Genomic DNA, 22,316 nt, shown 5'->3' with positions numbered 1-22,316 from the left:
TTAGAGGCCCGCCGGGCTGGCGGGCCTGTCTGTTTCAGGCCAGCAGGCCCGCTGCGAAAAACGCAAAGAATGCGCCGATCACGAATGCGCCAACGCTGATCCACCAGACGATCCAGCTGATCCGGCGCGCCCGTGTGCAAGCGCGTGCCTGGGCCGGGTCGACTGGGCAGGGCAGCGAACGGGCATGCCATTGCCAGGCTCCGGCCATTGCGATCATCCCTGCTGCGATAGAGAAGACCAGCTCCTTCTTCTTGCCGAGCCAGGTGATCTGCGGAACCGCTTCGATCAGGCCCGCCATGACGGCCCCTGCACCGATGCTGACCAGCAGTGCGGGCAGGGCGCAGCAGATCAGGGTTCCCGTCGAAGTGAACAGAGACAGGAAGGCCGGCAGCGTGCTTGGCGCTTTTACTTCGCCGCTCATGCGTCGTCGCCCCGGTCTATGCTGACGAGCGAATAGCCGGATTTGCGAATCAGCTTTCCGATTGTATCATCATCCATGCTCGCGCCGGCCTTCAGGCCAAGGACGATTTGTCCGTTGTCCAGGTCCACAGTCACGCTTTCCACGGCGTCCTGTTTCTTGAACACTTTGCGGACGGCCTGCGCACAAAAATCGCAGACAAGGCCATTCACCTTGGCGGTGACGATTTGGGCAGAGTCGGCCACGTCTTTTGTGTCCACCAGATCGGGCGCTGCACCTTCATGTGCAGAATGATCCATTTTTGAATGGTCCATCATTTCGTCAGCCAATGCTGGCGTAGTCAGGACGGAAAGGGCGAGGATGCCAAAGGCGATCTTGTTCAGTTTCATGTCTGTGTTTCCTGTAAATCAGAACCGGATGATCCAGTTCGCAAGCAGTTCCTCGGTCTCCAGAGTATAGCCGATTTCGACCATCTGGACGTCCTTGAAGAACCGGATGAGAGGGGTTGTGGTTGTGGGCTCGGCTGCTTCCGGGTGGTTGTCCACCTGCAGCATCAGCCAGGTATGGAGGTCTCCGAAGTCGCCGATATAGGGGGCAACGCCGACCCGCGCACTGTGGCGCAGGCTCTGGTTTCCGGCATAGTCGGTCGCCCGTGCCTCATAGGAGGTAAACCAGCGCCGGGTTTCCCAGTCCGCAGCGAATGCCGCGAAACCTGAGAGCTCTCCCGACGCATCGCCGAACGGGTCAGCTTCACCAACGCCCAGTTTCAGATAGGTGTTGGCCTGACTGCTGGGGCCATTCCATCGCTGCAGCAGGCGATTGTATTGCAGGCCGGTGAATTGCACGTCTTCGGCCCAGTTCCGCTCGGCATAAAAGCCGATGGAATCCGAGGCCGTTGGCGAGTAATGCAGATGGAGCGACGACGCATCGCCATTGTTCATCTGCATTGCCGTCCAGCCTCCGGGATAGGAAACGGGACGTGCCTCGGCCATGGGGGGCAGGGCCGCCAAAGTCAGGCATGCCGCAACAGGTGCGGCGCGGGATAGGAAGGACAAGGCCTTCTCCTTTGTTCCGGGTTGAATGGATGTTTCTCGGGAAACATCACACCCGGGGAGGGGGCGGCTCCGGTACAAAGGTGATCGAGACGGGATGTGCGTCCAGCGGCGCATCAAACAGCGGTGGATAGGTTTGGCTTACCTTATCCCCTGCAGCAACTGTAGGAAGCGCCGCAACGATGGCAGGACAGCAACACGCTGCATTGTCCATCATGCCATCCATCGGTTCATCAGGCGCGTCGGCTGGGGCATGCTCCATCATGCCCATGTCGCAATCGGCCGCCATTGCGTGAACCATCTGGCTCGCCTTGGCAGACGGACAGTCCGCTTGCGCGGCGCTGGCCGTGCCAGACACAATCAGCAACAGGCTGAAGCAGAGAAGAGCAATCCTTTGGAGCATTGACCAACTCCTATCATGAAACTGGCCGCGCCCGTCAAATTACAAGGCAGTGACCTATTGCGCCACCCAGCCTCCATCGATCGACAGGTCTGCGCCATTGATCTGGTCGGCGTCAGGCGAGCAAAGGAAGGCGACGAAGCCGCCAATCTGCTCTGCTGTCACGAACTCCTTGGTTGGCTGGGCAGCAAGCAGCACATTTTTCACCACTTCGTCGCGGGTCATGCCGCGCGCCTTCGCAGTGTCGTCAATCTGGCCATCAACCAGCGGCGTATGCACATAGCCGGGACAGACAAGATTGCACCGTACGCCGTGTTCCGCCCCTTCGAGTGCAGTCACCTTGGTCAGGCCGGCGAGGCCATGCTTGGCGGCGACGTAAGCGGCCTTGAACGGAGAGGCGACCTTGGCATGTGCGCTGCCTGTATTGATGATGCGGCCCCAGCCCTTTTCCTTCATCGGCCCGAGCGCAAGGCGCGTGGTGTGAAAAGCCGCTGACAGGTTCAGCGCCATGATCAGATCCCATTTGGCAACGGGGAAATCTTCCAGCGGAGAAACAAATTGCGTCCCGGCATTGTTGACGAGGATGTCCACCCCGCCGAATTCCTTCTTCACATAGTCGAACATGCCTTCGATGGCGTCCGGTTTGGTCAGGTCAGCGCCTGAATAGCCAACCTGTACGCCGTGTTCCGATTGCATCTCTTTCTGGAGAGACGCAATTTCATCGGCGTCGCCGAAGCCGTTGAGCACAATATCGGCTCCGGCCTGCGCGAGCCGCTCGGCGATCGCCTTTCCAATGCCGCTGGTCGAGCCGGTAACGAGGGCGGTTTTCCCCTTGATCATGAATCTGTCTCCTTGAGGCAATGGCATGCTATGGGTAGGGATAAGTATGGCTCAGTTCGGGTCAATGGAAATCAGAGGAAATGGCGAGCGTTTATGGGCGGTGAGACTTTAGCTTTTGTCGAGGCCTTCCCGCGCTTCCTGGTCTGGACGGGGGCGGCCGGCATCATGTTGGTCGCTGCCAGCACGATTTATGTGCTGCTGACGCCCTGGAAGGAGCTGGCGCTTGTAAAGTCCGGAAACGCCGCCGCCGGGTTCGCGCTGGCGGGCGCGATTGTCGGGCTGGCCATTCCCATCGCTTCCTGTTTGGCATCAAGCGTTACATTGGTCGACCTCGCCATCTGGGGCATCGTGTCATTGTTGATCCAGTTGCTGGTCTACCGGCTCGTGGACGTGCTGCTGACCGATATTCCACGTCGGATCGAGGAGGAAGAAGCGGGCGCCGCCGTCGTGCTGGTGTCTGCCAAGCTGGCTTCGGCCCTGATCATTGCATCGGGTCTTTGGGATCCGGTGCTGCAAAGGTTCTAGGGGAGGGCTGGAGACTTCATGCGTTCGTTCGACTGGGTGATCTATGCGTTGGTTCTGGGCGTTGTCGTCTGGACCCTGTTCTCGCGAGATCCGAAAGCGGACGCGCCGGAGCCTCCGCTTGCCCAGATCGAATCAGAAGGCCCGACGCTGCCGCCGCCCTCTCCGCTGGATGAACAGGTGCTGGTGCAGGTCAGCGAACCGAAAGACGGGATCGGGACAGCTTTCGCCGTAAACACGTCGGGCCAGTGGATCACGGCGCGGCATGTCGTCGATGGATGTAATTCTGTCGGCCTGCTCGTCGCCCCCGGCCAATATGTTCCGGTCGACAGTATTGTCGTGGACCCTGATCACGACCTGGCCTTGCTGACGACAGGTCGTAGCCCGAACCCGGTGAAACTGGATCTGGAATCTCCGCTCCGGATCGGCACCTATGGCTATCATGTCGGCTATCCACAGGGGCGCCCGGGGGAAGTGGCGACCAAGCTGATGTCCCGCTCGAAACTGATCACACGGGGCCGCAGGGAAGGGGCAGAGCCCATTCTCGCCTGGGCCGAGATCGGACGCACACGCGGCCTGACCGGGCCGCTCGGGGGCATCTCCGGTGGGCCGGTGTTTGACGCGAATGGTGCGGTACGGGGCGTGATTGTCGCGGAAAGCCCGCGTCGTGGCCGCATCTATACCGCCGCGCCGACCTCCGTCGATGCCTTCCTGACCAGTCTGAGCATCAACCGCGAAGACGGTCCAACCGAAGTCTTTGCTGAAGAGACCTATGGTCCTGTATCTGATAATGCCCGCCGCCGTTTGCAGGTGGTGAAAGTGGCCTGCCGGGTGACCCCATGACACATTTTGCTTCTCGTCTCATCGCTGGCGCGCGCCAGCTGGGCCCGCTTTGCGTGGGCATTGACCCGCATCCCGGGCGTATCCCTGCCCTGTTTGGCGGCGACGCACCAGACGGGCTGGCGGCTTGGGGCGAAGCCGTGGTCGCCGCAGCAGCTGGCCGCGCCTGTGTGGTGAAACCTCAAGTCGGCCTGTTCGAGCGCCATGGACCGGACGGCATGCGTGCCCTTCAGCGCGTGTGTGATGCGTCAAAAGCGGCGGGTCTCATGGTCATCACAGATGCGAAACGTGGCGACATCGGTACGACTGCCAAAGGGTATGCCGCTGCCTATCTGTCACAGGACGCGCCATTCTATTCTGATGCTGTCACGGTGAACCCGTACATGGGCATGGACACGCTGGAGCCGTTCCTTCAACAGGCCGAAGCGAATGGGAAGGGCGTCGTCGTATTGGCGCGAACGTCCAATTCTGGGTCTGCCGATTTTCAGGCGAAGGATCTTGAAGGCGCGCCGCTTTACGCCCGCGTGGTTGAGGCACTCGCCCCCGCGATAGAGCGCCTCAAAGGCGCGGATGGCTGGTCCAGCTTGATGCTGGTGGCCGGGGCGACAGGGCCAGATGAGGCTCGCAAACTCAGGACACTCGCGCCGGACGCCTTGTTTCTTGTGCCCGGATATGGCGCGCAGGGCGGTGGCGCGGCGGATGCGCTTGCCGGTTTTGCGGAAGTGGACAGGCGTCTTGAAGGTGGTGTGGTGAACGCCTCGCGGTCGGTAACTTTCCCTGACGGTTCGGAATCTGCCGCCGACAAGACGGCGTGGACGTCCCTTGTCGAGGCTGCGATTGATGCGGCGCAGGCCGATCTCTCCACGCATGCGCGGCTTGGCGCGGCAACGCCCGCCTGACCTAAAGACAGGTCTCGACAATCGGCCTGCCTCCACTACTCTCCCACTCCAAAGCGGCATCAGACCGTCTCAAGGAAACGAACAGGGAGAGGAACCGCCATGACACACTGGCAGTCCACACTGATTGCATGGGCATCCTTTGCAATTCTCGTCGCTTGCGGGCAGGCGAAAACCGCCGATCAGGCCCCATCGGCGGAACCGGAAGCCTTCGCGGCGGTCGACACCCAGCGCATCAGCACTGCCAGCGCAGGCGAGGAATGGCTGACATATGGCGGCACCTATGATGAGCAGCGCCATTCCAGCCTGACGAACGTCAACACGGACACGGTCTCCGATCTCGGCGTGGCATGGACCTATGATCTGGCGACAAATCGCGGCGTGGAATCGACCCCCATCGTGGTCGACGGTGTAATGTATGTCACTTCGGCCTGGTCGCTGGTCTACGCGCTGGACGCAAAGACAGGCGAAGAGCTGTGGGTCTATGATCCGGACGTGGATCGCGCTGTGGGTGTTAAGGCCTGTTGTGATGTCGTGAACCGCGGGGTCGCTGTCTATGATGGCAAGGTTTATGTCGGTATCATTGATGGCCGGCTGGAGGCGTTGGACGCCGAAACCGGCGAAGTCGTCTGGAGCAAGGTAACCGTCGACCAGTCCAAGCCCTACACGATCACCGGCGCGCCGCGCGTGGTGAACGGCAAAGTGTTGATCGGCAATGGCGGCGCGGAGTTGGGTGTGCGCGGCTACATCTCTGCCTATGATGCGAATACCGGCGACAAGGTCTGGCGGTTCTACACGGTGCCCAATCCTGAAAAACAGCCGGATGGCGAAGTGTCCGATGCCGCATTTGAGGACATCGGCAATGTCACATGGGGCGATGACGGCGCATGGGTCACCGATGGCGGTGGCGGCACCGTCTGGGATTCCATCGTGTATGACGAGGTCAACGACCAAATCATCTTCGGCGTAGGGAATGGCTCTCCCTGGAACCGTGATTTCCGTGATCCGTCTGGCGGTGACAATCTCTTCCTGTCGTCGATTGTCGCGGTGGATGCCGAAACCGGCACCTATAAATGGCACTTCCAGACGACGCCGGGCGACAATTGGGACTACACGGCAACGCAGACCATTATTCTGGCCGACCTGCCGCTCGGCGAAGATGGTGCAAGCCGCCGCATCGCGATGCAGGCCCCCAAGAACGGCTTCTTCTACGTACTGGATGCCGAGACCGGGGAGTTCCTGTCCGGGGATGCCTTCGTCCCGCAGAATTGGACAACCGGCCTGGATGAGAATGGCCGCCCCATCGAGATCGCGGATGCGCGGTATGGAGAAGTGCCTTACCAGCAGACACCCGGTCCTCTCGGGGCGCACAACTGGCACCCGATGGCCTTCAATCCGGAGCTGAACCTCGCCTACATTCCGGCGCAGGAGATCCCGCAGGCCTATGCAAGCGATCCGCGGTTCGAGAGTGACGCGATCGCCTGGAATACCGGTGCGGACTTTTCCGCAGGTGTGCCCCCGATTGCCCCGCCGGAGGTCGCCAAATTCCTTCGCTCAAGCTTGAAGGGCCGCCTGATTGCGTGGGATCCGATTGCCGGAGAGCCGCGCTGGACGGTCGAGCACGACAATGCCTGGAATGGCGGTGTACTGTCCACGGCGGGCGGTTTGGTGTTTCAAGGAAAGCTGAATGGTGAGTTTGCCGCTTATGACGCGGCAACTGGCGACAAGCTCTGGAGCCATGACTTGAAGTCTGGCGGCGCGTCTGGCCCGGGCACATTCATGATTGACGGCGAGCAGTACGTTACGATCACAACGGGCTGGGGTAGCGCCTTTGGTCTGTCAGCAGGCTTTGCCTATGACGAGACGGTACCTTCCACGGTCGGCAAGGTCGTGACGTTCAAGTTGGGCGGTGAGGGTGAGATTGCAGATCCCGATTTCCCGATGATGGACAAGACGCCGAAAGCGGATTCCTTTGGCGACGAGACAATGATCGCGGAAGGCGCGGTCCACTATGCGCGCAATTGCACGGTTTGCCATGGGCCGCTGGCGGTCAGCTCGGGTGTCCTGCCAGACTTGCGCTGGTCCGCCATCACAGGGAACGAAACCGCATGGAAAGGCGTCGTGATCGATGGCAATTTGGCGGTGAACGGCATGGTGTCCTTTGCGGATTATCTGACCCCGGAGCAGTCGGAATCCATCCGCGCCTATGTGCTCGCTCAGGCCCATGCAGCTGCGACGGCCGAGGCTGGCGAGAACTGACCGTTTTGTGAGTGGCGCGGCCTGCGGGGTCGCGCTACATTGTGCTCATGCACATTCTGGTCCTGATCTTCGGCATCCTGATGACGATTGGCGTCTGGTCATGGCGTCTCCAGATGGCACGCCGTGGCGCGAAGGCGGCGCTGGATGCAGCTGGCGCCATCGCGAATGCCCCGCGCCGGTTTGCCTTTCGCTACAAGGCGGGGAAGGGTGGCATCAGCCTGATCGAAGACCCGAGAGAGGCCGCTGCCATCATGATGATGGAGGTGGCCCGTGCCCGCGAAGGCCCGCTGACGGAGGCGCAGGCAAGAGTGATCGATCAGGAAATGATCGCCCACTTCAATTTCACGCAGGCCGAGGCGGACGAGTTGTCTGCCCATGCCGCCTGGGTGACGAATTCCCTGCCGGACCCGCAAGCGGCCATGCGCAAGCTCAGCCAACTCATCGTGAGTGCGCCTCAGCTCGGCCCAAAGGAAATTGTCGATCTCGACGCCATGCTGGTCGCCGTCTCCGAGGCTGAAGGCGTGCCGACGCGGGAACAACTTACCCTGTTGCAAGTGTTCAGAGACAAGGCAGGCCTGAAGACCTGACCCGCTCAGCCGCTTAACAGTGGTTGCGCGCCTCGCCCCGGCGCAATAGGGATTCAGTCCATGTCAGAGTCTCTTCCCAGTGAATATCGCGCCAAGGTGTTCAACGAATCCTGGACGAATTTCTCCGTCCTGCGGCATGGCCGGTTCGATGGCATGCTGGTCACGTCAAAGAATTCCGGGACCCATTGGCTGAAATACATGTTGGCGGTGGCGTTGGCGGAAACGTATGGCATCGCCCATCCGCCCTATTTCTCCGAGAACGCCGTGCGGCCTTATATTGGCTGGCCCAAGGATGATGTGACGTTCCCACAGCTTCCACGACTGGCCTTCAGCCACACGATCCCGCACCATCTGGCCGAATGGGGATGGGCGCGCAGCATGGCCAGCCTGCCGCCTTACGTGCTGGCGGTGCGCCATCCCATGTCCATTCTCGCCAGCCATCACGCCAAATGGGAATATGACATCAAGGTTGACTGGCTGACCTATCTGAAAGGCGATCCCGGCGGGTCGAAGTATCGCTGCGATCTCTACTGGCTTGCCCGCTTCTGGAACCGTTGGGGCGATATTCGGGCCAAGCATGGCGACAGCATCTTTCTGGTCCAGTACGAGCAGACCCAGAAAGACCCGCGCGCCATCCTTCAAGCCGTATCGGACCATTGGGGGCTGGGCCTGACGGCGATGGCGCTGGATACGGCGCTCGCAGCAGGCACAAAGGAAGCGATGGCCGAAAAGGTTGATCCGGACGCTGAACCCAACGTGCTGCAGAATCGCAAGACTCCGCTGTCAGAACTGTTCACCGGAGAGGCGATGGACATTTATGCCGATCATGTCCGAACCCTGTTCCGGCACGATCTGGACTATGACCTGCTCAGCCTTCCGGCTTGAGATAACCGCTTGAGCGTCCGTCGCGCGTGTATTTGATCCACCAGGGTTCGGCTTCAGCCTGCTTTTCCAGTTCCAGGAAAAGCGGGTCTTCCAGCACGGCTGCCGAGTATTCCGCAGCGGCGCCCGTCAGGGGCAGGCCATAGGTGCGGAAACGTGTCACGACCGGCGCGTAGAAAGCGTCAGCCGCGCTCCATTTGCCAAACAGGAAATCCCCGCCAGCGCCATGTTGCGCGCGCATCTCGTCCCACATCGTCTGGATGCGGGCAATGTCGGCCTCAAGCGCTTCAGTCATGTCCGGGGTTTCAGAGCGGCTGCGAATGTCCATCGGGCATGCCTTGCGCAGTGCCGGGAAGCCTGCATGCATTTCGCTTGTCACCGCGCGGGCGATCGCGCGCTTGCCAGCGTCCTCTGGCCAGACCGCTCCGACAGGGGCCCAGTCTGCAATCCATTCTGTGATGGCCAGGCTTTCCCACACCGTCACATCATCCCAGATCAGCAGCGGAACCTTCGCCGTCGGGCTGATCTCTTTCAGCTTTGCGGATGTGTCCGGGAAATCGAGTGGCACGATCACTTCTTCCACGGGCAGGCCAACACGGCGCGCAGCTAGCAGCGGCCGGATCGACCAGCTGGAATAGTTCAGGTTTCCGAGGATGAGCTGTCTCATGCAGGCTTTCCTTCTCCGACCAGCCATTTGACTTCATGCACGTGCGTGTGGCCGAACACGCCGGCCTTCGCATAGGGGTCTTCGGCGCCGAGCGCCTTCGCGGCGGCCAGGCTCTCGACCTCTATCAGGCAGAGTGAGCCGATCATTTGACCATCTTCCGACATCAAGGGCCCGGCCATGCGCACGGCGTCGCCCAGTGTTTGCACCCAGGCAAGGTGGGCCGGGCGGTTGGCAGCGCGCAGTTCTGCGCCATTGATTTCATTGTCGAGATTGTGGAAGGCAAAAAGCGGCATCTATCTAGGCTCCGGCAGCAGTATGTGTGTTCAGGCGTATGGCATATTGCCCTTGTCCTGCCCATAGGGGGGAATTGAGGAACAAATCGGCTGAATGAATCATTGATCCTTCAGTAACTCGGAGTATGGTGCCCGCATGAACGACACAACCGATACCCGCCAGCTCATTCTGGATGCCGCGATGGAGCGCATCGTCCATTATGGTTACTCGAAGACGACGATGTCCGAGATTGCCAAGGACTGCAACATGTCCGCGGGCAACATCTATCGCTTCTTCGCGTCCAAGCTGGACATTGCCGAGGCGATCGCGCGCAAGTTCAATTCCGAGCTGTACCAAACCTATGCGGGAATCTGTCGCCAGTCTGATTCCGCCGCAGATCGCCTGCGCCGGTTTTTCGAATTCAGCATGGTGCGCACCTTTGAAGCCTTTGAGGAAAAGGACAAGTTGATCGAGCTGGCCGAGACACTGAGCGACGAGCGCCCGCTCTTCTTCAACGAGCAGCTGGCGCAGGAGCGCGTCTACCTCGTCCAGATTCTCGAAGCCGGGATGGATGCCGGAGAATTCCGGCAGATCGAGCACAAGGACGAGACGGCCGAGATGATCCAGGCGGCGATGATGAAGTTCCGGTTCCCGCAAATGTTCTCGCACCTGACGCTGCCGAAACTGAAGCGTGAGCAGGCCGGTGTGATGAACCTTGTTCTCGCTGGATTGTCCCCTGGTGCGACAATTCCGGATCGCAAAATAGATAAACTCTGAACATTTTCGTTTTCATTCATTGATTATTATTCAGGGCGTTGCTATATGGCAGGCATCGGCAGCGATTGGCGCTGTCGTTTCATGCTGAAAGATTAGAACAATGACCCTGTCCAAGACCGAAGCCCGCCAGTCCCTGGTCGCTCTTCTTGCGGCACTTCCGATGGCGGTTGCCATCCTCGCCGCAACATATTCGCTGGCTGAGTACGTCGTTTAGACTTTGATGGGGCCGTTCTAAGCCTTAGCGCCTCGGCGGCCCGTATCGTAAACGGGGGTGGCCTTTGCGGCGGCCTCGTCCAGCGGCCAGCGCGGTCTCGCCCCGGTGGCAAGGTCGCCGGCGTCACCTTCCACCAGTCCGGCAGCCAGTCGCTCCGCACCCGCCAGCGCGATCATTGCCGCATTGTCCGTACAGTGCTGCAGCGGCGGCGCAATCAGTGTCGCGCCAGCCTCCTCGGCCACGCGGGTCAATGCTGCCCGGATCGCTTTGTTGGCCGCAACACCCCCAGCGACGACAAAGCGTTTATGTCCGTCTTCACCCGGATCAAAATCAGCCAGAGCCAATGCGGCCTTGGTTGAGAGAATGTCGGTCACGGCGCCTTGGAAGCTGGCGCAGAGATCCTTCAGCTGGGCTTCTAACATGTCCGTGTCTGCGGCTGCGCGGGCCACAGCCGTTTTCAAGCCTGCAAAGCTCATGTCCAGTCCCGGCCGGTTAAGCAGGGGGCGGGGCAGGTCAAAGGCCTCCGCATTTCCCCCTTCCGCCAGCCGCTCCACTGCAGGGCCGCCCGGAAAGCCAAGGCCAAGTGTCTTGGCAGTCTTGTCGAACGCTTCTCCGACGGCGTCGTCAATCGTCGAGCCGAGCCTGCGATACTGGCCAAGACCCCTGACTTCCAAGAATTGGCAATGCCCGCCTGAGACGAGCAATAACAGGTAGGGGAACTGGCAGTCATTCCCGAGCCGCGGGCTCAGCGCATGACCTTCCAGATGGTTCACCGCCACAAAGGGCTTGCTGGCTGCCTGCGCGATCGCCTTGCCGGTCATCATGCCGACGAGCACCCCGCCGATCAGGCCGGGCCCCGATGTGGCCGCCACGCCATCCAGCTCTGAATAGGAAACGCCTGATTCATGCATCGCGGCCTTCACGGTGAGGTCCGCGAGTTCGGCATGTGCTCGCGCAGCGATTTCCGGCACCACGCCGAGATAAGGTGCGTGTTCTTCCAACTGGGTGCGGATCACGTCCGACAACAGCTCGGCCCGCCCATCCGTCAGGCGCAGAACGGCGGCGGCGGTCTCGTCGCAGCTGGTTTCAATGCCCAGAACTGTCAGCGTCTTGCTCATGCAAGGCATGTAAGCGCCTCATTCCCATTTGGAAAGCGCGGCCCGCAGGCGCTATATTCAGGAAAAACAATGGGAGGAAGCATTGTGGCGACACCGTTTCGGTGGAACATCGCCCGTCGGGAGCAGTTGGGTAGCCTGATTTCCGGGGTTTCGCCGCCGCAGCGGCTGAACGACATGTTCCTTGAATCCCTTCGCGCGACCGCTGCGCGCATCCTGGCCCATGCCAACCGGTCTGACCTCGCCTTTATCGGGCGCACGCCGGAAAACCTGTATGATTACCTGTCCGGATGTTTCGAGGGCTTGCGCGATACGCCTCAGCTTCATCTTGTCCAATACTCGCTCCGAAATGCGGTCTCGGTCGAGCAATTGCCGGAGTCTGCGCGACAGGGCTTGTTTGAGTATCTTACTGCCTTGGGCCTCGGACCAAAGGCCATTGCGACGGGGCCACGCCCGATTGCCCTGGTCGATTTCGTCGCGTCCGGCGGCACGATGGAAGGCCTGATCCGCCTGATGAAGATGCAGGCAGAACAGGAAGGGCAGGACTGGACCGCCGTTCAGCGAAGACTGCGCATCATTGGCCTGCGTGTGCGCACGAAGAACTCCCCCAATACCTGGCGCTGGCAACAGCATCAGGATTGGCTGCACTTTATTCCGGACACGATCATCCGCAATGTCTCCGCGCCTGCCGCTTTTCTCTACTATCTGGGCAATGACCAACCCAAGGTGACTGCCAGCTTTCATCCGGGGCGATGGGCCGAGGAAGAAGGCGCGGCGCGGCGTCCCAGCCGTGACCAGCAGGCCGCGCTCGGCTTTGCGACGCAGCTCTATGACCTTGGCCGGACACGCGAAGAGCGCCAGAATCTTGCCAAACGCATCGCCCGTCACCGAAAGATGAACCAACGCGCCACGCGTCGCCTTGTCTTGCGATTGCGCGGCGGGTGAGGGGCCGGTAGGGTGACTCATGACCTCGTCTGACCAGATCATTCATTCCCTCGAACGCTTCGGCGCGTTGTGCGCCGATCCCGCACCGCTGATTTACCAGCGCCTGTTCGCGCAGCATCCGGAGTTTGAAGACTTGTTCGCGATGGACAGTGATGGCGGTGTGCGCGGCTCCATGCTGACCACCTGTTTCGAATGCATCATCGGCCTTGCCGAAGGCAGCCAGTTGCCGCGCTTTGAGCTTCAGTCCGCCCGCCTCTCACATCAGGGCTATGGTGTGCCGGAGGCCAGGCTGGACGACATTTTCACCATCATCCGTGACACCTGCCGGGACACGCTGGCAGGGGAGTGGACACCCGCCATGAACACCGCGTGGACAAACATTCTGTCAGAGATCGCCAGTATGGGCCACGCCCCGGCCTGAGCCAGACAGGCCGGGGCGCTCTGCTCTATTGGCCCTTGAATGCAGCTGGTCGCTTTTCGAGGAACGCCATCATGCCTTCGCGGGCGTCTTCTGTCTTCAGCAGGGGCAGCAATTGCAGGAAGACATGATGAACATGCTCCGTAAACGGCTCTGATAGTCCCATCCGCATCAAACGCTTTGATGCCTGCACGGCCAGTGGCGCATTTGAGGCAATTTCCTTGGCCATTGCGCGGGCTTCGTCCGTCAGCGTGTCGTGTGGCACGACTTTCGCGCACAGGCGTTCGGCCAGACAGTCCTCCGCGCTCAGCGTGCGGCCGGTAAAGATAAGCTCGCATGCTTTCTCCCAGCCCAGCATCCGGGGCAGGAACCAGGTGCCGCCCGATTCCGGCAGGATGCCGCGCTTGGTGAAGGCCGCCGCCATCTTGGCCTTGTCCGACATGATGCGGATGTCACAGCCGAGCGCAGTGTCCATGCCATAGCCAGCCGCGCCGCCATTGATGGCACAGATGGTGGGCGTGTCCATGTTGAACAATACAGTTGGCGGTGTATTACGCAGGTCCAGCGTCGCGCTCGCAACTGCGCCCGACCCGATGCCTTCGCCCTTGGTCGCGCTTTCCAGATCGAGCCCCGCACAAAAGGCCCGGCCCGCACCGGTCAGGATCACGCAGCGCACATCTTTGTCAGCGTCTGCTTTCAGCAGCGCCTCGCACAATTCATCCAGCATGGGGCCGGAAATTGTGTTCATCCGCTCCGGCGCATTCAGCGTGATGGTCGCCACATGGTCGGCCACCTCATAAAGAATTTCGGCTGGTTTTGTGTCTGTGTCCGCCACGGCGTATCTCCCTTTTGTTTTGGAAGGTAAGGTAACGCGGTCAGGCGAGTGGGCCTAGGCTGCCCTCGCGGCAGTCTTCCAGCAGGCTGCCGTGAAGACGATTTCGTCGCCCATGGCAAATTCCATGAAGGCAGCTCGGACCACTTCGATCACCTTTTCTTTGGTCGCCTCATCCACGCCCTGCGCCATCGCATAGCCGACCGGTCCCATCAGTGAGACGTAAAGGTCCATTGCCGACAGCGGAAACCGGCATTCCACGTCCAGCTTGTCAGTCATCACATCCTGCCATCCGGCCTCGGACAGAATGCGCTCCACGCGCGCAGAATCGGCAAAGCCGAACTGGCCCCGCGCATTCGGCTCGCGCACTGGAAGGTCCGGCAGCAAGGGGCGGGCGGCGGCTTCAGCGGCCGTCATGAACGGGTTCTCCGCCGGGTCACGCCAACTGAGCAACACCATGCTGGCCCCCGGCGCAGCGGCGCGGTTCAGATTGTGGAAGGCCGCGACGGGATCTTCAAAGAACATCACGCCGAAGCGGGAGGTGATCAGGTCATAATGATTGGCGGCAAATTCATGCGTCTGGGCATCGGCCACAATGAATTCGGCGTTTGACCCGGCTTCAGCAGCGCGCTTGCGGGCATGCGTGATCATCGTTTCGGAAATGTCGAGGCCGAGGCATTCTGCATCCGGGCCAAGGGTGCCGCTCATCGCCAGCGTCGTCGCGCCAGTGCCGCAGCCAATGTCCAGCACGCGAGCCGCCCCCGCTGCCGTCGCGGTCTCAACCAGTATTCGCTCAAATGGCGTGAAGGCCGCATCCAGCAGCGCCTGCGCCCGCACCCAGGCTTTGCCGCCCGGGCCGTTCCACAACTCTTCCTGATCCTTGTTTGCCGTGCTCATCCTGCCTGCCTTTTCCTTGTCTACTTGCGTTGATGACGGCATCCTGCCACTTCAAGTCAGCTTGAGGTCAAGACCTATGTTGGAAATTTCAGACGTCGCAAAGCAATCCGGCATCCCGGCCTCCACGCTGCGCTATTATGAAGAGCGTGGCTTGATCCGCTCGGCCGGGCGGCGGGGCCTGCGCCGCCTGTTCGAACCGGACGTTCTGGAACGGCTCGGCCTGATCTCTCTCGGGCGGGCCGCCGGATTCACGCTGGAAGAGATTGCCGCCATGATGTCGGAGGAGGGCCCCCGCATCGAACGCGCGGCGCTGGTGTCAAAGGCAGATGAGCTGGACGAGAAAATCCGTCAAATGACGATCATGCGAGACGGCCTGCGCCACGCCGCCAAGTGCCGCGCGCCGAGCCACATGGAATGCCCCAGCTTCCGCCGCATCCTCCGCGCCGCCATGACGGGGCGGATTTCTGTGGGCTCTGGTAGATCAACGGGCCTGAACGGACGGAACGATTAATCCCCATCCATCCGCAACGCGGCCACAAAGGCTTCCTGCGGAATCTCGACCTTGCCGAACTGGCGCATACGCTTTTTACCGGCGGCCTGCTTGTCGAGCAGTTTCCGCTTCCGGCTGGCGTCGCCGCCATAGCATTTCGCCGTCACATCCTTGCGCAGGGCACTGAGCGTTTCGCGTGCGATCACCTTGCCGCCAATGGCTGCCTGAATCGGGATCTTGAACATCTGGCGGGGGATGAGGTCTTTCAGCCGCTCACACATCTGGCGGCCCCGGCTTTCGGCGCGGTCGCGGTGCACCAGCATGGCGAGGGCATCCACCGGCTCGTCATTCACCAGGATTTGCAGCTTGACGAGGTTCTCGGCGCGGTGGCCGACAATCTCATAGTCAAAGCTGGCATAGCCGCGGCTGATGGATTTGAGGCGGTCATAGAAATCGAACACGACTTCGTTGAGCGGCAGCTCATATTTCACCATTGCGCGCCCGCCGACATAGGATAGCTCGGTCTGGATGCCGCGCCGGTCCTGGCAGAGCTTCAGAATGCCGCCGAGATATTCGTCCGGCGTGTAGATCGTGGCATTGATCCACGGCTCGCGGATTTCCTTGATCTTGGTCACTTCCGGCATGTCGGCCGGATTGTGCAGCTCGATCTCGGTATCGTCCGTCATCGTCATTTCATAGACAACGCTCGGCGCGGTCGCGATCAGGTCCAGGTCGAATTCGCGGCTGAGGCGTTCCTGGATGATTTCCAGGTGCAACAGGCCGAGGAAGCCACAGCGGAAACCCATGCCCAGCGCGGCAGAGGTTTCCATCTCCCACGTGAAGCTCGCATCATTCAAGCGCAGCTTGCCCATCGCGGCGCGCAGTTCGTCAAAATCATTCGCGTCCATCGGGAACAGGCCACAGAATACGACTGGTTGCACGTCCTTATAGCCGGGCAGGGCCTTGTCCGTTGGGCGCTTTTCTTCCGTGATCGTATCACCGATGGCCGTGTCGCTGACTTCCTTGATGGAGGCGACGAGGAAGCCGACTTCGCCCGGCCCCAGCGCATCGGTTTCGGTAATCTTCGGATTGAACGTGCCCACCTTGTCGACCTCATAGGTCGCGCCGGTGCGCATCATCTTGATCTTCTGCTTCTTCTTCAGCATGCCATCATGCACGCGCACGATGACGACCACGCCCAGATACGGGTCATAATAGGCGTCAACCAGTGCGGCCTTCAGCGGGGCATCCGCCTCGCCCGTTTGCGGGGCAGGCAGGCGCTGCACGATGGCCTCCAGCACATCGGGGACGCCGAGGCCCGTCTTGGCCGAAATCTCCAGCGCGTCAGAGGCGTCGAGCCCGATCACATCCTCGATCTGTGCTTTCACGCGGTCAACGTCCGCAGCGGGCAAATCCACCTTGTTGAGCACGGGCACAATTTCATGATCCTGGTCGATCGCCTGATAGACATTGGCCAGTGTCTGCGCTTCGACGCCCTGCGAGGCATCAACCACCAGAAGTGAGCCTTCGCATGCGGCGAGACAGCGGCTGACCTCATAGGCGAAGTCCACATGCCCCGGCGTGTCCATCAGGTTCAGCACATAGGTTTCGCCGTCCTGCGCCGTATAGGTCAGGCGCACGGTCTGGGCCTTGATGGTGATGCCGCGCTCTTTCTCGATGTCCATCGAGTCGAGCACCTGTTCCTTCATCTCACGGTCGGTCAGGCCGCCGCAATGCTGGATGAGGCGGTCGGCCAGCGTCGACTTGCCATGGTCGATATGGGCGATGATCGAAAAGTTGCGGATTTTGTCACGTGATATCATGGGCGGGATATAGCCGCGCTTTGCCCTGTCGGGAAGCGGTCTCATTCAGGCAGAGCATGCCACAGGGCCGCAGACGGGCAGAATATCGCTGTTTTCCATTAAATTCGGGCAATTCCGGAACGATTGGTCCGGCCTTCCATTGATTCGGCGTCACAGGAATACGAACGCACGGAAGGATTCCCCCATGAGTATCACCACTCTGAACGATCTCTACATTGACCAGCTGCAAGACCTCTACAGCGCCAACCGCCAGTCCCTGAAAGTCACGCAGAAGCTCGCCGACAAGGCTAGCAATTCGAAGCTGAAAGACGCGCTCCAGCGCGGCGTGAAGGGTATCGAAGACGGTATTGACGCCGTTGAGGGCCTGATCCGCAAGCACGAGGCCGATCCGCGCGGCGAATTCTGCCAGGGCATGGAAGGCCTGGTGAAGGAAGCCAAGGCGCACGCCATTGAGGCCGATATTGACGACAAGGATGTGCTCGATGCGTCGATCATCTCCCAATACCAGCGCATGACCCACTATGCCCTGGCCGGCTATGGCACCGTTGTTGCCTTCGCCCGCCGCCTGCGCTTGAGCGATGATGTACGCATGCTGCAAGCCTGCCTCGACAGCACCTATTCCGGCGATCGGGAAATGTCTCAGCTGGCCGAAGGCGAAGTGAACCGCGAAGCCGCCTAAGGCGCCTCGCATACCCTGCCAATAGGGGAGGAAGCCCGGCTCTGACTTCTGTCAGGCCGGGCTTGCCATGTCTCTTGCTCTCTCTTGCCTATCCGCCGGTCCCAGGCACGGTGATGTGCGCCGGCGCGCCGGGGCCGAAATCGAGCCCCAGGAAGATCCAGCCCATCATCAGCACCACGCCCGTGATCAGCATCCAGATCGAGTACGGGATCATCATTGCCGTCAGGCTGCCGAGGCCGAAATCACTTTGCCAGCGCCGCGCAAACACCAGGATTAGCGGGAAGTAGACCATCAGCGGCGTGATGATGTTGGTTGCGCCATCGCCCACGCGATACGCTGCCGTCGCACCTTCCGGGCTGACACCCAGCAGCATCAGCATCGGCACCAGCACAGGCGCCAATAGCGCCCACTTCGCGCTGGCCGAGCCGACAAACAGGTTCAAGAGCGCCGAGAACAGCACGATGAGGCCCAGAACGATCGGCAGCGGCAGGCCGCTGGACTGGATTGCGTCTGCGCCATGCACTGCCGAGATCAGCCCAAGATTGGACCAGCCGAACATCGCCACAAAATGGGCCGCCGCGAAGGCGAGGACGAGGTAATAGCCCAGATCCTTCATCGCCTCGGTCATCATGTTCACGAGGTCACGGTGATTGTTGATCGTATTGGCCGCCGCGCCATAGGCCCAGCCTGCCGCCAGGAACAGGATGAGGAAACCCGCGACCAGCGACCGGAAGAACGGCCCGGCCTTCTGGTACCACGGGTCGCCATCTGTGCCCGGTCCATCCGCCAGAAGCGGCGTACCCGGCCCGAACGTCATCAGGGCCCACAGGGCGCACACGCTCAGCACGGCGAGCCCGGCCATGCGCAGGCCCTTTTGCTGCTCAGCGGTCAGCGGCTTGTCTTCATCGCCCGCCTGAACAGCTGCGTCCGGGGCAGGGGTCCATTTGCCAAGGCGCGGTTCGATCACCTTGTCGGTGACGAACCAGATGACCGGCAGGTAGATCAGCAGCAGCGCGATGATGAAGTAGGTGTTGCCGGCAATGTTCATCGTCCAGCCCGCATCGATATTGCTCGCGCCATAAGCGGCCTCGGTGATGCCGAACAAGAGCGCGTCGAGCTGGCCGGGCGAGATATTCGCCGAAAACCCGCCCGAGACACCGGCAAAGGCCGCCGCAATGCCCGCCAGGGGGTGGCGCCCGGCCGAGGCAAACAGGATGCCTGCCAGCGGGATCATCACCACATAGCCCGCATCGGCGGCATGGTTTGACAGCATCGCCACCAGCGCGACCAGTGGCGTCAGCAGGAATTTCGGCGCATTGCGCACGGCCGCGCGAATTGCGCTTGAGAACAGGCCCGAGCGCTCTGCCACGCCCGCGCCCAGCATCACGACCAGCACATAGCCAAGTGGATGGAAGTGCGTGAACGTTTTTGGCATCTCCACCCAGAGTCGCTGGATGTTTTCCGCCGAGAACAGGCTGGCCGACTCAATGACCAGCGGCGTGCCGCCGTCTGTTACTTGCGTCGGGTGCGGCGCGCTGAAACTGGTCCAGGCCGCGATCTGCGAAATCGCCATCAGGGCGATGATCAGGTAGAAGAACAGGAAGACCGGATCGGGCAGGCGGTTGCCCGTCTTCTCCACCCATCCCAGGAATCCCTTATTGGTCACTGTCTCGGCCATGCCCGATACCCCATTGTTTCCTCGCCAAAGGCGACACCATATTGCCAATTGCCGCGCTGGCAATATTCGGCGCCATATGCGCGACAGCCCGAACACTGGTTCGCCCCTGTCAAATGCGGTAATCAGGCGTCTCACTTGAACAAACGGCCCCGCCCATGCCCGACACACAGCACAATGCGCCCAAGCAGGGCATCACCGATAATGGCTTCCTGACGGATAGCTGGTATCTGGCCGCGCCCTCGGATGAGCTGAAACCCGGCAAGCAGCAGCGCATCATGGTGCTGGGAGAACCTGTCGTGGTGGGTCGCACACCGAAAGGGGAAGCGTTCGCCCTGCGTGATATCTGCCCGCACCGGCTTGTGCCGCTATCGGCGGGCCAGCAACTGGAAACCGATGGCGAGTGGACGCTGCAATGCCCGTATCATGGCTGGCGCTTCGGCACGGATGGCGGCTGCAAGCTGATGCCATCCCTCACAGACGACAGCCCTTATGACCCGTCAAAGGTGAAGGTGCGCCGCTATCCGGTGCATGAGGCCAATGGCGCGGTCTATCTCTATGTTGCGCACAATCCCCGCAGCGCGGAGCCGCCGGCCGTGCCCCCGCCGGAATTCGGCCCGCTGCCGGAAAAGCCCGGCTTTGTCATCCATGACGTATTCAACGCGCATATGGATGATGCCGTGGTCGGCCTGATGGATCCGGCCCATGTTCCATTCGTGCACAATCAATGGTGGTGGCGCCCGCCCTCGGTGGGCCTGAAGCTGAAGGAAAAGCCCTTCGTGCCGACAACGCGCGGGTGGGCGATTGACCGTCACCCGCCCAGCTCGAACTCAAAACTCTATCGCTGGGTGTTCGGCGATGATGTGGAAACCGAAATCCGGTTCCAGCTGCCCGGCTATCGCTGGGAAATAATCTCGAACGACACCGCCCGCCTCCTGACGCTTACCTGCCTGACGCCAGAAGCCCCGAAACGTACACGGATCACCCAGTTCACCTGGTGGACCGGCGCGCCGCTGCTGCACCTCGCCGTGCCGATCGCCAAGCCGATGGCCCGCAAATTCCTGCGCCAGGATGGCGACATGGTGGATCTGCAAAACCAGGGCATGGCCCACCAGAAGGCGATGATGTGGATCGACGACATCGACATTCAGGCCAAATGGTACCAGCGGCTAAAACGTGAGTGGACGGAATGCCGGACAGAAGGCCGCGACTTCACGAACCCGATTGAACCCCGTGTGCTGAGGTGGATGAGTTAGATAGTCATCCACCCTGTTCTGCTATACATTGCTATCCATGAATCGTCTGGTCACTAAGAATCAGCTCGGCGAGTTGATAAATATTCGGAGAGAAGCAAAGCAGGCTATCGCTGATCTCCCCTGTATGTTGAACAGGTTTGGGTTGTGTGAATCCAAACCTGTTCAGTCCCACACTTTATCCGCGAGCGTTTTACGAACCATTTGTCAGAGTGGTGAGTTGTACAGACTCAAAAATGATCCCTCCGAGATGGACGACGATCAGAGGTATTCACCTGCGAAAATCGGCGTGCGAGCTGCAACGGCATTCAAAGGGTTTTGTGCCACACACGATCGTGACCTGTTCGTTTCGATAGACAAAAAAGAATTTGATCCAACCCCAGAGAATATGCAGCTGTTATTCTTCCGGGCCATGGCCCAAGAGATCACAAAAAAAACTGCCAACAAGCTGATCTTTGATTCGTATTTCACAACGGGCAGCAATTTCGTTTCGGACGGGAATGTCGAGAGAATTGCTCTGCGTACAACTATTGGTTTGCGGGATAGTTTCTTCGATTTTGATAGCCTTTGGTCAATGATGGAAGATCGTGAAGAAAGTATACAGTTCTTTGCTTTCGATCTTGATTGTTTGCCCTTCTTCGCCGGAATTGGTGTGGTTAATCCCGAAGCATTTCCAGTGTACTTTCGCCATAGAGATTCCTACGATGGTCGCGTTTTTCGGAACATACTATTCAGTGTGCTGCCGACAGCATTTGGGGTTCGGGTTGCCTTTGCCTGGTTTCGAGGATGCAATCATCTCGTGAAGCCTCTTCTTGATAGATTTCGATGGGCGAAGAACAATCTCTTTGAATTTAGCCTGCAGCTGTGTCTAGAACATTGCGAGTGTACCTATTTCAATCCGGATGTTTGGTCCCAGATTGATGAAAAGACGGAGAAGATAATCGTCGAGTTGATGAGCTTGAACGTCGATGGCTTGCCTTACGACATTCAGAAACGTCAACTGCATGAGGCGGGCTTAGATTTCAGTTATCGATTCCGTAGAAGATTCACTAACTCTGTATGGGCTACGCGAAGGTACAATCGAGAAAGGCTCAAGTGACTCTTGGACTTGCTTGCTGTCAAAAACATCAATCAAATGCTTTTAACGTAAAGCTGTAGGGCAGGTTAGCCAAGCGCAACCCGCCACTCTGCTCACCCCTAGGCGGTTCCCCTCCTCTCCGGCGCATGCCGGAGTCTCCTGCGGCTGGCTCCGCGCTCTAACGGCGGGAGGCCTCGGCATGCGCCGGGGAGGTGGTATTTGGCGGCCTGTGCGCCTCCCCCAATCCGTCTGATAGCTCCCCACTCCATACTTCCCTCCTGCCCTCACAGGAGCCGGATCAGGTGCCGTTCTGGTTGTGGGGTCAGGGACAGGATGGGCTTTGCGGGAGATATACGGTCCCGCACGGTCCTAGGCAGGTCAGGCCAGGGTGAGCCGAGGAAGCTCGGTTGGGAATCCGCCTCGTCCGGACGCACGGGAGTAAGGCCTCCCCGGATGCGCCTTTCGTGTGAAAAGCACGGGGGCA

At 60.3% G+C, this 22,316-nt stretch carries 25 protein-coding genes; 13 read left to right on the top strand and 12 right to left on the bottom strand.

Features of this window, described 5'->3' with window-relative positions:
* Nucleotides 1-34: 34 nt before the first annotated feature.
* The 5 genes from HF931_RS02825 to HF931_RS02805 are packed head-to-tail and all read right to left on the bottom strand — an operon-like array spanning nucleotide 35 to nucleotide 2,710.
* Entirely contained in the window at nucleotides 35-421 is a 387-nt protein-coding gene (locus HF931_RS02825) for a hypothetical protein (RefSeq protein ID WP_273241796.1), read from the bottom strand.
* On the bottom strand, nucleotides 418-807 hold the full coding sequence (locus HF931_RS02820; protein WP_273241795.1) for a heavy-metal-associated domain-containing protein: 390 nt from the start codon (nucleotides 805-807) through the stop codon (nucleotides 418-420). Before HF931_RS02820 ends, HF931_RS02825 begins: the two co-directional genes overlap by 4 nt.
* Nucleotides 808-825: 18 nt before the next feature.
* A complete protein-coding gene (locus tag HF931_RS02815) occupies nucleotides 826-1,473 on the bottom strand; it encodes a hypothetical protein (RefSeq protein ID WP_273241794.1) in 648 nt (215 codons plus the stop codon).
* A 46-nt stretch (nucleotides 1,474-1,519) separates the two neighbouring features.
* Nucleotides 1,520-1,873, bottom strand: coding sequence for a hypothetical protein (locus tag HF931_RS02810; protein WP_273241793.1), 354 nt, complete (start codon nucleotides 1,871-1,873; stop codon nucleotides 1,520-1,522).
* A gap of 54 nt (nucleotides 1,874-1,927) precedes the next feature.
* Complete coding sequence (locus HF931_RS02805; RefSeq protein ID WP_273241792.1) at nucleotides 1,928-2,710, bottom strand: 3-hydroxybutyrate dehydrogenase; 783 nt, start codon at nucleotides 2,708-2,710, stop codon at nucleotides 1,928-1,930.
* A gap of 30 nt (nucleotides 2,711-2,740) precedes the next feature.
* Here HF931_RS02805 and HF931_RS02800 point away from each other — a divergent pair, with 30 nt between their 5' ends.
* From HF931_RS02800 to HF931_RS02775, 6 genes are all read left to right on the top strand, one after another.
* Nucleotides 2,741-3,235: a DUF350 domain-containing protein gene (locus tag HF931_RS02800; RefSeq protein ID WP_273241791.1), complete on the top strand. Its 495-nt coding sequence runs from the start codon at nucleotides 2,741-2,743 to the stop codon at nucleotides 3,233-3,235.
* A gap of 18 nt (nucleotides 3,236-3,253) precedes the next feature.
* The gene (locus tag HF931_RS02795; protein WP_273014459.1) at nucleotides 3,254-4,075 is read left to right on the top strand and encodes a S1 family peptidase; all 822 of its coding nucleotides are present in this window, start codon (nucleotides 3,254-3,256) and stop codon (nucleotides 4,073-4,075) included.
* Nucleotides 4,072-4,971 (top strand): orotidine-5'-phosphate decarboxylase, encoded by a 900-nt coding sequence (gene pyrF / locus HF931_RS02790; protein WP_273241790.1) that lies wholly within the window; start codon nucleotides 4,072-4,074, stop codon nucleotides 4,969-4,971. The genes HF931_RS02795 and pyrF overlap by 4 nt, the downstream gene beginning before the upstream one ends.
* A gap of 99 nt (nucleotides 4,972-5,070) precedes the next feature.
* Entirely contained in the window at nucleotides 5,071-7,227 is a 2,157-nt protein-coding gene (locus tag HF931_RS02785) for a PQQ-dependent dehydrogenase, methanol/ethanol family (protein ID WP_273241789.1), read from the top strand.
* 47 nt (nucleotides 7,228-7,274) lie between these two features.
* Nucleotides 7,275-7,814 (top strand): hypothetical protein, encoded by a 540-nt coding sequence (locus HF931_RS02780; protein ID WP_273241787.1) that lies wholly within the window; start codon nucleotides 7,275-7,277, stop codon nucleotides 7,812-7,814.
* A gap of 60 nt (nucleotides 7,815-7,874) precedes the next feature.
* The gene (locus tag HF931_RS02775) at nucleotides 7,875-8,699 is read left to right on the top strand and encodes a sulfotransferase domain-containing protein (RefSeq protein WP_035549149.1); all 825 of its coding nucleotides are present in this window, start codon (nucleotides 7,875-7,877) and stop codon (nucleotides 8,697-8,699) included.
* On the opposite strand, the gene HF931_RS02770 is transcribed toward HF931_RS02775, so the two are convergent.
* A complete protein-coding gene (locus tag HF931_RS02770; RefSeq protein WP_273241786.1) occupies nucleotides 8,683-9,363 on the bottom strand; it encodes a glutathione S-transferase family protein in 681 nt (226 codons plus the stop codon). The two genes, HF931_RS02775 and HF931_RS02770, sit on opposite strands and share 17 nt — an antisense overlap.
* Entirely contained in the window at nucleotides 9,360-9,656 is a 297-nt protein-coding gene (locus tag HF931_RS02765) for a YciI family protein (RefSeq protein ID WP_273241785.1), read from the bottom strand. Before HF931_RS02765 ends, HF931_RS02770 begins: the two co-directional genes overlap by 4 nt.
* A gap of 136 nt (nucleotides 9,657-9,792) precedes the next feature.
* Here HF931_RS02765 and HF931_RS02760 point away from each other — a divergent pair, with 136 nt between their 5' ends.
* Nucleotides 9,793-10,413, top strand: a complete 621-nt coding sequence (locus HF931_RS02760) for a TetR/AcrR family transcriptional regulator (RefSeq protein ID WP_035549144.1) — start codon at nucleotides 9,793-9,795, stop codon at nucleotides 10,411-10,413.
* A gap of 231 nt (nucleotides 10,414-10,644) precedes the next feature.
* On the opposite strand, the gene tsaD is transcribed toward HF931_RS02760, so the two are convergent.
* A complete protein-coding gene (gene tsaD / locus HF931_RS02755; RefSeq protein ID WP_420537719.1) occupies nucleotides 10,645-11,754 on the bottom strand; it encodes a tRNA (adenosine(37)-N6)-threonylcarbamoyltransferase complex transferase subunit TsaD in 1,110 nt (369 codons plus the stop codon).
* Between the two features lie 60 nt (nucleotides 11,755-11,814).
* Between tsaD and HF931_RS02750 the strand changes: the two genes are divergently transcribed.
* Nucleotides 11,815-12,687: a hypothetical protein gene (locus tag HF931_RS02750; protein WP_273241783.1), complete on the top strand. Its 873-nt coding sequence runs from the start codon at nucleotides 11,815-11,817 to the stop codon at nucleotides 12,685-12,687.
* A 19-nt stretch (nucleotides 12,688-12,706) separates the two neighbouring features.
* Nucleotides 12,707-13,108, top strand: coding sequence for a globin (locus HF931_RS02745; RefSeq protein WP_273241782.1), 402 nt, complete (start codon nucleotides 12,707-12,709; stop codon nucleotides 13,106-13,108).
* 25 nt (nucleotides 13,109-13,133) lie between these two features.
* Here the strand turns inward: HF931_RS02745 and HF931_RS02740 are convergent, their stop codons facing one another.
* On the bottom strand, nucleotides 13,134-13,940 hold the full coding sequence (locus HF931_RS02740; RefSeq protein ID WP_273241780.1) for an enoyl-CoA hydratase/isomerase family protein: 807 nt from the start codon (nucleotides 13,938-13,940) through the stop codon (nucleotides 13,134-13,136).
* 54 nt (nucleotides 13,941-13,994) lie between these two features.
* A complete protein-coding gene (locus HF931_RS02735) occupies nucleotides 13,995-14,834 on the bottom strand; it encodes a class I SAM-dependent methyltransferase (RefSeq protein WP_273241779.1) in 840 nt (279 codons plus the stop codon).
* Nucleotides 14,835-14,910: 76 nt separating this feature from the next.
* On the opposite strand from HF931_RS02735, the gene HF931_RS02730 reads away from it, so the two are divergent.
* On the top strand, nucleotides 14,911-15,345 hold the full coding sequence (locus tag HF931_RS02730) for a helix-turn-helix domain-containing protein (protein ID WP_273241778.1): 435 nt from the start codon (nucleotides 14,911-14,913) through the stop codon (nucleotides 15,343-15,345).
* Here the strand turns inward: HF931_RS02730 and lepA are convergent.
* The gene (lepA, locus tag HF931_RS02725; protein WP_273241777.1) at nucleotides 15,342-17,147 is read right to left on the bottom strand and encodes a translation elongation factor 4; all 1,806 of its coding nucleotides are present in this window, start codon (nucleotides 17,145-17,147) and stop codon (nucleotides 15,342-15,344) included. The two genes, HF931_RS02730 and lepA, sit on opposite strands and share 4 nt — an antisense overlap.
* Nucleotides 17,148-17,331: 184 nt before the next feature.
* On the opposite strand from lepA, the gene HF931_RS02720 reads away from it, so the two are divergent.
* Nucleotides 17,332-17,826: a YciE/YciF ferroxidase family protein gene (locus HF931_RS02720; RefSeq protein ID WP_273241776.1), complete on the top strand. Its 495-nt coding sequence runs from the start codon at nucleotides 17,332-17,334 to the stop codon at nucleotides 17,824-17,826.
* 88 nt (nucleotides 17,827-17,914) lie between these two features.
* Here HF931_RS02720 and HF931_RS02715 read toward each other — a convergent pair whose 3' ends face one another.
* Nucleotides 17,915-19,504 (bottom strand): AbgT family transporter, encoded by a 1,590-nt coding sequence (locus HF931_RS02715; protein ID WP_273241775.1) that lies wholly within the window; start codon nucleotides 19,502-19,504, stop codon nucleotides 17,915-17,917.
* A 155-nt stretch (nucleotides 19,505-19,659) separates the two neighbouring features.
* Here HF931_RS02715 and HF931_RS02710 point away from each other — a divergent pair, with 155 nt between their 5' ends.
* Together HF931_RS02710 and HF931_RS02705 are read left to right on the top strand one after the other, a co-directional pair.
* Complete coding sequence (locus HF931_RS02710; RefSeq protein ID WP_273241774.1) at nucleotides 19,660-20,757, top strand: aromatic ring-hydroxylating oxygenase subunit alpha; 1,098 nt, start codon at nucleotides 19,660-19,662, stop codon at nucleotides 20,755-20,757.
* 247 nt (nucleotides 20,758-21,004) lie between these two features.
* Nucleotides 21,005-21,853, top strand: a complete 849-nt coding sequence (locus tag HF931_RS02705) for a hypothetical protein (protein ID WP_273241772.1) — start codon at nucleotides 21,005-21,007, stop codon at nucleotides 21,851-21,853.
* Nucleotides 21,854-22,316: the final 463 nt, after the last annotated feature.

This window comes from Hyphomonas atlantica corrig. (assembly GCF_017795365.1).
GTDB classification, from domain to species: Bacteria; Pseudomonadota; Alphaproteobacteria; order Caulobacterales; family Hyphomonadaceae; genus Hyphomonas; species Hyphomonas atlantica.
The sequence above is the reverse complement of the archived record's forward strand: the minus strand, read 5'-3'. Positions and strand labels throughout refer to the sequence as shown.

Bases quoted from the DNA above. Each gene is read 5' to 3' on its own strand.
- HF931_RS02735 (WP_273241779.1), bottom strand. From the start codon at position 14,834: ATGAGCACGGCAAACAAGGATCAGGAAGAGTTGTGGAACGGCCCGGGC.
- HF931_RS02820 (WP_273241795.1), bottom strand. From the start codon at position 807: ATGAAACTGAACAAGATCGCCTTTGGCATCCTCGCCCTTTCCGTCCTG.
- HF931_RS02730 (WP_273241778.1), top strand. From the start codon at position 14,911: ATGTTGGAAATTTCAGACGTCGCAAAGCAATCCGGCATCCCGGCCTCC.
- HF931_RS02750 (WP_273241783.1), top strand. From the start codon at position 11,815: ATGGGAGGAAGCATTGTGGCGACACCGTTTCGGTGGAACATCGCCCGT.
- HF931_RS02775 (WP_035549149.1), top strand. From the start codon at position 7,875: ATGTCAGAGTCTCTTCCCAGTGAATATCGCGCCAAGGTGTTCAACGAA.
- HF931_RS02795 (WP_273014459.1), top strand. From the start codon at position 3,254: ATGCGTTCGTTCGACTGGGTGATCTATGCGTTGGTTCTGGGCGTTGTC.
- HF931_RS02710 (WP_273241774.1), top strand. From the start codon at position 19,660: ATGCCCGACACACAGCACAATGCGCCCAAGCAGGGCATCACCGATAAT.
- lepA (WP_273241777.1), bottom strand. From the start codon at position 17,147: ATGATATCACGTGACAAAATCCGCAACTTTTCGATCATCGCCCATATC.
- HF931_RS02720 (WP_273241776.1), top strand. From the start codon at position 17,332: ATGAGTATCACCACTCTGAACGATCTCTACATTGACCAGCTGCAAGAC.
- tsaD (WP_420537719.1), bottom strand. From the start codon at position 11,754: ATGCCTTGCATGAGCAAGACGCTGACAGTTCTGGGCATTGAAACCAGC.
- HF931_RS02705 (WP_273241772.1), top strand. From the start codon at position 21,005: ATGGACGACGATCAGAGGTATTCACCTGCGAAAATCGGCGTGCGAGCT.
- HF931_RS02780 (WP_273241787.1), top strand. From the start codon at position 7,275: ATGCACATTCTGGTCCTGATCTTCGGCATCCTGATGACGATTGGCGTC.
- HF931_RS02800 (WP_273241791.1), top strand. From the start codon at position 2,741: ATGGGTAGGGATAAGTATGGCTCAGTTCGGGTCAATGGAAATCAGAGG.
- pyrF (WP_273241790.1), top strand. From the start codon at position 4,072: ATGACACATTTTGCTTCTCGTCTCATCGCTGGCGCGCGCCAGCTGGGC.
- HF931_RS02770 (WP_273241786.1), bottom strand. From the start codon at position 9,363: ATGAGACAGCTCATCCTCGGAAACCTGAACTATTCCAGCTGGTCGATC.
- HF931_RS02765 (WP_273241785.1), bottom strand. From the start codon at position 9,656: ATGCCGCTTTTTGCCTTCCACAATCTCGACAATGAAATCAATGGCGCA.
- HF931_RS02785 (WP_273241789.1), top strand. From the start codon at position 5,071: ATGACACACTGGCAGTCCACACTGATTGCATGGGCATCCTTTGCAATT.
- HF931_RS02825 (WP_273241796.1), bottom strand. From the start codon at position 421: ATGAGCGGCGAAGTAAAAGCGCCAAGCACGCTGCCGGCCTTCCTGTCT.
- HF931_RS02805 (WP_273241792.1), bottom strand. From the start codon at position 2,710: ATGATCAAGGGGAAAACCGCCCTCGTTACCGGCTCGACCAGCGGCATT.
- HF931_RS02810 (WP_273241793.1), bottom strand. From the start codon at position 1,873: ATGCTCCAAAGGATTGCTCTTCTCTGCTTCAGCCTGTTGCTGATTGTG.
- HF931_RS02760 (WP_035549144.1), top strand. From the start codon at position 9,793: ATGAACGACACAACCGATACCCGCCAGCTCATTCTGGATGCCGCGATG.
- HF931_RS02715 (WP_273241775.1), bottom strand. From the start codon at position 19,504: ATGGCCGAGACAGTGACCAATAAGGGATTCCTGGGATGGGTGGAGAAG.
- HF931_RS02745 (WP_273241782.1), top strand. From the start codon at position 12,707: ATGACCTCGTCTGACCAGATCATTCATTCCCTCGAACGCTTCGGCGCG.